Genomic DNA, 6,652 nt, shown 5'->3' with positions numbered 1-6,652 from the left:
ACTCTATATATTAGATCTTAATACGGGAAAAACAAACATCCTACAACTAAGTAAAGAGTCATTAGAACGACTTGAAATATTTTTTTACTCTAATGATGATCTCTTTATAAAATACAATGTAAAAACCAATGAAAAGATAGAAGAAAGTGAATACTTAGATATATGGAATGGGAACTCAAGATATTTATATCCAAGTACTTTTAAGCAAAAATATAAATTAGAATACAAAGCATTTGTTTATAAATACATCACAAATACGCTCCATGAGCTTAATAGAACTAGAGATTATGACTACCAGTTTATAAATTTACCCAATCATATTTTGGCCTATAATCCGTTTAAGTTCCAAGATTTCACCTCCACTTCTCCAAAAATTCAATATGATTTGTTAGATATAAACAACTTGACTACAATAAGATCTATAACAGATCGTAATACTTCTGGTTTTATTGCATCAAACAACGGCAATTACGTTATATATCCAATAGATGAAACTAAATGGGAAGTTTTAAACATTAAAACTAAAGAATACACTACAATTGATTGTGATAAGTCAACTAACGTTACCCCTGTATGGTCATCCGACTCAAAACACATTTTTTATGCATTCAAGAATAAACTTATGCGTTTTGATTTATCAGATAAGAAACAGGTAGCTATTTTAGATAGTAAAACAGATGCAAGAATCACCTTCTCTAATAAAAATAGACTAAACAATAAAGCAGCAGCTACCATTGACACTCAAAATCCTATATTAGTAACAATAAAGAACAATAATAATACCTGGATCTATAAAATAGATAAAAACAAAAGCCAAATTATTATCGATTCTAAAGGAAACGATTTATCAAGGATTTACTCACACCTAGGTAATCTAACAACCAAAAATTTAAGTACAATTGTTTATACCGAAGAAAACTATAATTTGCCCATCTCTATCAAAGTTTTTAATCAGGGTAAGATTTCAACGCTTTTAGAAAGTGATATGCCTAAACATTTATACGCTGATAGAAAAAAAGAAACAATAACCTTCAAAGATAAATTTGAAAAAGAATTAAAAGGGACCCTATACTACCCTAATAACTTTGATAAAAACAAGAAATATCCAATGGTAGTCTATATCTATGGAGAAGAGAATACTGATACTAAGGAGTTTATACTTCCAACAACATTGAATTCAATTGGTTTTAATATTCCGCTTCTAAATGATAACGGCTATTTTGTTTATTATGTTCAATCGTATGTATCAGATCAAGGAGTTGGAATTTCAGCTGTAGAATCTGTAACAAGTGGTGTTAACGCTATATTGCAAAAAGAACAAGCAATAGACAATCAAAAACTGGGGTTAATAGGACATTCGTTTGGAGCTTATAAAGCGAGTTTTATAGCTACTCAAACAAATATGTTCTCAGCTATTATAAGCGGTGCTGGAGCCCATGATATAATCGTAGGTAACATGTACCGTTACAATCTACATAGAAATAAATTAAACTGGTTTATAGTTGAAAAGGGGCAGTATCAATTTAAACAAACCTATGCACAAAATCCACAAAAATACTTAGATAATTCTCCTATCTTACATGCACATAAAGTAAAAACACCAATACTACTATGGACTGGACTCAAAGATGAAAATGTTCCATGGGAAAACACACGTAATATGTATGCAGCTCTTAAAAGATATCAAATTTCTACTATAGCGCTTTTTTACAAGAATATAGATCATGCTATTATGCCTAATCAATCCCTTGAAGACAATGACCTTACTTTTAGAGTGATGGATTGGTTTGATTATTTCTTAAAAGACAACAAAAAAATAGACTGGATTAATAAAGGAATTGATCCTAATAACTATACTTGGAATCTATTAGATAATTTTTAAATATAGCTTAAAAATAACAAGGGGACTATTGGTCCCCTTGTTTAGTATTTGAATACAATTCTACATAATTAAATGAAGAGGTCTATAGTCCGCAGCAGATGAATCCCATCCATAAATTTGTTGATTTACAGAAGAAATCTTTTCAATATATAACGGTCCATTTCCATCAAATTCACAATCTTTTCTACTAGGTAATACTACTTCCTGATAGGTACTCCCATCAAAATAGTATAGCTCCCCAAGATAAGTATTCTGAGTTAATACTACTGTTTCTACTTTAACAGCTTTATCTGTATTATTACTAGCATTCACAGTGAATGCACCTACTGTTAGCATTGCAACAACAGCCAATGGCATAAGTAGGTTTTTTATTGAGTTTTTCATAATTGTAAAATTTAAGTTAAATCAACAAGTATTATACTAGTTGAGGGGAAATTTCGTTTTTTAAGATTAGTAGGTTAAAATAGCAGCAACTGGTTTATTAAGCTTCTAAACCAAATAGATATAACGCATAATATCTCTAGAAAATATAATGGTAGCAAGGCTATTTAATCATTAATAAGAATAATATCTTATTAGTAATCAAATATTTACTTACAAAATTCATTAAAATAAACTATAGAAAAGTAAAGTTTGTGGATCAAAGAGTAAAGAATTGAGAGAAAAAAGTAAAGAATCGTGATAAACTATTCTTTAAAGAGATTGGGGTTTTGAAAATCTAAAGGAGAGAATGGTTGATTCAGACTAAATTTCTTGTAAAAACTAACCTTTGAACCATGCCAATGTTGATCAATAATAATCTGAATATCTGTATTGCTGATTAGAATCATACTTAAACACTCTTGTAAACGAATCCAAGTATAGTAATCATATACTGAAGTTCCCATATATAACTTAAAATCACGAAAATAAGTATGATTAAAAAAGATTTTATTCTCTATCAATATACTATCCTCAGGTATAACCATAGAAAATGAAGACTTTAAAAAATCAGTACGAGAAGTTGAAAAGTTACTCCCCTTTTGCTGTTCATAAAAACTCCTAAACTGCTTTAATAACAACTTTGCTTTATATTTCCCAATCTTCCATAATCTTGTTAGACTATCCTTGTGGTGATAAATGTTAAACTTAAACTTCCATAAATAATAAGTTTGTATATCAGTCTTATGATTAATACAATAACCAACATAGCTTGAAGGACTTTGTTCTTATGAAAAATAATCTGTGGATATCCTAATGAAATCCGGACAATTAGTTAAGCAGCTTTATTAATATTTATTATTTGATTAAATTCGTTGATTGTCTGATAATTTAAGTAGGTGTGTCTACGTTTTTTATTGTACCAGAGTTCTATATATTCAAAGACTTTAGCCTCCATTTGCTTTGTATTTAGTTGTAAATTTCCATAAATCATCTCCACTTTTAGGGATTTAAAGAAGCTTTCCGCTACGGCGTTATCCCAACAATTAGCCTTCCTACTCATGCTTCTAACAACATTACAGTACTCTAAATAGTTAGCATATTGTACTCCTTGGTCAGAATGGAAAATTAATCCGTCTTCAAAAGATCTGTTCTTTTTAGCCATTTTAAAGGCTGCTAAAGTGGTGTTTTCCGTTGACATATCTTTACTTAAGCTCCATCCAATCACTTTTCTATCGAATAGATCTATTATTGTAGTTAGATAAATAAACCCTTCTTTTACAGCGATATAAGTAATATCGGATACCCAAGCTTTCCCTGGTTTGGTTTGTGTAAATTCTCTACCTAAAATATTGTCAACCACTAAATAATTGTGTTCAGAGTCTGTGGTAATTCTATATCGTCGAGCTACTTTACTACGTAATCCTAACTCTCTCATATACTTAGCTACTGTTGGTTTAGACACTTTATAACCTCGTGCATTGAGTTCTATTGTAAGACGAGGACTACCATAACGCTGTTTAAACTCGAAGTAAACTTCTGTAATAACTCGTTTTAGATTTGCTTTGGCTTGTTTGCTTTTATTAATAGGAGAGCGTTTCCAATGATAATAACCACTTCTACTTACCTCTAAAACCTTACACATAATCCCAATCGGAAATTCATGTTCATGATTAAATATGAACAGGTAAATCATTTGCCGGTCTTTGAGAAAATGCCGATTGCTTTTTTTAATATTTCATGTTCTAATTCAACAGCTGCTAACTTCTTTTCTAACCCTTTTATTCTTTCTTGTTCTGGTGTAAGCTTTTGTTTGCCATTGCCTGGAAAACTACCATCTCCCAACTCTTGAGTCTCTTTACATCATTTATATGACAAGGTGGCTCGAATTTCCAAGTGCACGAGCTAATTCTGATTTGTTTGTTCTTTCCTTAGCCAGTTCAACGGCTTGCTTCTTAAAAGCTGCATCGTAAGTCTTTCTAATTCTTTTCATAAGTCAAGGATAAGTTTTTATGCTTAACTCTTTGTCCAGACTAAGTTAGCAAGTCCACTGTACAATCTCTTTGTCTCCAATATTCTTAGAGTTGTTTTCAACATCTAACCTTTCATATAACTCATCCTCTATCAGGTGTTCTTTGTCTGTAATTACCCTCCATATATTACTATTGTTTTCAACTATAATACAATTAATTAGATTTTGATAGTTTTCTTGATAAATAGAATAAACTACAGCTAATAGATTTAAATACAGCAAAATCAAATACAATCCAACTGAGTAAAACAACACTTGAGCGTTTTGAATTGTACTTTTATTCTAATGATGATTTATTTATTAAATACAATATAAAAACAGATGAAATAGTAGTTGCAAGTGAGTACTTAGATATTTGGAATGGAAATACTAGATTTATACATCCTAGTAGTTTTAAAGAAAAAAAGAAACTTATCTACAAAGCCTTTGTGTATAACTATCAAACTGATAGCCTTAAAGAACTTGATAGAGCAAGGAATTTTGATTATAGTTTTATTAATATCCCAAATCATATTTTATCTTATAATCCATTTAAAAATTATGATGTTTCAAGACGAAAACAGAATATAGAGTACAGTCTCGTAAATACAGAAAACGAAAGAGTTATTTATTCTTTTATTACCTCTCAAACTGCTTATATCATAAGTGATGTTAATAGCAGATATATTATATATCCGAAAAAAGAAAATAGAACAGAATGGGAAATACTAGATGTCAATACTAAAGAAACCTTTTCTTTTCTGTGTGATCAATCCCTTAGTAATCTTCCCATTTGGTCAACAGTTTCAAAATATGTCTTTTATATTGTAAATAACGCCCTTACACGCTTGGACATGTCTAGTAAAAAACACAAAGCCTTATTAACTTAAAACCAAAAACAAGAGTAGAGTATTTAAATAAAACAAAACACGATTCTAGCATACATCCAACTATTGACACCGATAAGCCAACATTACTTGTTACTCAAAACAATGAAAACACGCTAGTTTATCAGTTAGAAAAAAATAAAAGCAAAATATTAATTAATGCCAATGGAAATAGTTTATCGAAGAGCTTCTATACTTTTCCAAATCTAGTAAGTAAGGACTTAAAAACAATTGTATTTACTACAGAAAACTATAATTTACCTATTTCTATAAAAGCATACCATCAAGGAAAAACGACAACTATTTTAGATAGTAAAATCCCAGAACACCTCTACACTACAAGGAAGAAACAAATTATATTTTTTAAAGAAAAATTTGACAGAGAACTAAAAGGAACTCTTTACTATCCCAAAGATTTTGATAAAAACAAAAAGTATCCAATGGTTGTTTACACTTATGCTGAAGATGAAACAGATATTAAAGAGTTTATCTTACCAACAACACTTAATTCCACAGGATTCAATATACCACTGTTAAATGATAATGGTTATTTTGTATTCTATGTTCAATCCTATGTCTCAGATCAAGGACCTGCAATCTCAGCTTTAGAATCAGTTACTAGCGGAGTTAAAGCAATACTTAAAAAAGAATCTGCCATAAATGATCTAAAAATAGGTTTAATCGGACATTCTTTTGGAGGCTATAAAGTGAGTTATATTGCTACTCAAACGGATATGTTTGCTGCTATAATAAGTGGAGCAGGTCCTCATGATATTATTGGTGGGACTATGTACCGCTATAATACCTACAGAAATGCGTTTGACTTATATATGGCAGAGAAAGGACAATTCGAATTTAAAGATAATTATGCTGAAAATCCTCAGAAATATATAGATAACTCTCCTATTTTGCATGCACATAAAGTAAAAACACCAATGCTTATGTGGACAGGACTAAAAGATGATAATGTTCTTTGGGAAAATACCCGTAAAATGTTTGTTGCACTTAAAAGATACCAAATCCCAACTATAGCACTTTTTTACAAAAATGTAGAACATGATATTATGCCGAATCAATTCATAGAGAATACTGATCTTACTTTTAGAATCATGGATTGGTTTGATTATTTTTTAAAAGACTATAAAGATATCGACTGGATCAATAAAGGAATTGATTATGATAATTACTCATGGAATCAATTAGATACGTTTTAAATAAAGCTTAAAAAGGACAAGGAAACAATGTAGTTTCCTTGTTTTTTTCTAAATATTCATTACTTAGCTAAGTCTGTGCTTCTTATCTTACTAAGTAATAATACAAAAAAATATGAAAAGAATTAAACAATTAGGTATTATAGCCTTAACGACTTTACTTTTAGCTTCTTGTGCTGTACATATTTAGTCACATGGGAATAACGATCTACCTCCTGGACAAATGAAATAAGTAAGGGGA

Annotated in this window: 9 protein-coding genes; 3 read left to right on the top strand and 6 right to left on the bottom strand. The window is 30.0% G+C overall.

Annotated elements, in window-relative coordinates; translation table 11 throughout:
- Nucleotides 1–1,882: alpha/beta hydrolase family protein (locus tag GOQ24_RS00310; protein WP_160338877.1), on the top strand; the 1,882-nt coding region annotated here is incomplete at its 5' end.
- 60 nt (nucleotides 1,883–1,942) lie between these two features.
- Here the strand turns inward: GOQ24_RS00310 and GOQ24_RS00305 are convergent.
- From GOQ24_RS00305 to GOQ24_RS00290, 6 genes are all read right to left on the bottom strand, one after another.
- Nucleotides 1,943–2,266 carry a hypothetical protein gene (locus GOQ24_RS00305; RefSeq protein WP_160338876.1) on the bottom strand — a complete coding sequence of 108 codons (324 nt, stop codon included), beginning with the start codon at nucleotides 2,264–2,266 and terminating at the stop codon, nucleotides 1,943–1,945.
- A 302-nt stretch (nucleotides 2,267–2,568) separates the two neighbouring features.
- A complete protein-coding gene (locus tag GOQ24_RS00300) occupies nucleotides 2,569–2,943 on the bottom strand; it encodes a hypothetical protein (RefSeq protein WP_160338875.1) in 375 nt (124 codons plus the stop codon).
- Between the two features lie 194 nt (nucleotides 2,944–3,137).
- On the bottom strand, nucleotides 3,138–3,998 hold the full coding sequence (locus tag GOQ24_RS00295) for an IS3 family transposase (RefSeq protein ID WP_243731237.1): 861 nt from the start codon (nucleotides 3,996–3,998) through the stop codon (nucleotides 3,138–3,140).
- Nucleotides 3,995–4,147 carry a hypothetical protein gene (locus GOQ24_RS16595; protein WP_243731236.1) on the bottom strand — a complete coding sequence of 51 codons (153 nt, stop codon included), beginning with the start codon at nucleotides 4,145–4,147 and terminating at the stop codon, nucleotides 3,995–3,997. The genes GOQ24_RS00295 and GOQ24_RS16595 overlap by 4 nt, the downstream gene beginning before the upstream one ends.
- Nucleotides 4,148–4,169: 22 nt before the next feature.
- Entirely contained in the window at nucleotides 4,170–4,295 is a 126-nt protein-coding gene (locus GOQ24_RS16760) for a hypothetical protein (protein WP_262885653.1), read from the bottom strand.
- 45 nt (nucleotides 4,296–4,340) lie between these two features.
- Entirely contained in the window at nucleotides 4,341–4,586 is a 246-nt protein-coding gene (locus GOQ24_RS00290) for a hypothetical protein (RefSeq protein WP_160338874.1), read from the bottom strand.
- Between the two features lie 17 nt (nucleotides 4,587–4,603).
- Between GOQ24_RS00290 and GOQ24_RS00285 the strand changes: the two genes are divergently transcribed.
- Entirely contained in the window at nucleotides 4,604–5,203 is a 600-nt protein-coding gene (locus tag GOQ24_RS00285) for a hypothetical protein (RefSeq protein WP_160338873.1), read from the top strand.
- Between the two features lie 437 nt (nucleotides 5,204–5,640).
- Entirely contained in the window at nucleotides 5,641–6,414 is a 774-nt protein-coding gene (locus tag GOQ24_RS00280) for an alpha/beta hydrolase family protein (protein WP_160338872.1), read from the top strand.
- Nucleotides 6,415–6,652: the final 238 nt, after the last annotated feature.

The sequence above is a fragment of the Myroides sp. LoEW2-1 genome (assembly GCF_009767705.1).
In the GTDB taxonomy this organism is placed as follows: Bacteria; Bacteroidota; Bacteroidia; order Flavobacteriales; family Flavobacteriaceae; genus Flavobacterium; species Flavobacterium album_A.
Note: the sequence above shows the minus strand (reverse complement) of the source record. Positions and strands in the feature narration are given on the sequence as shown.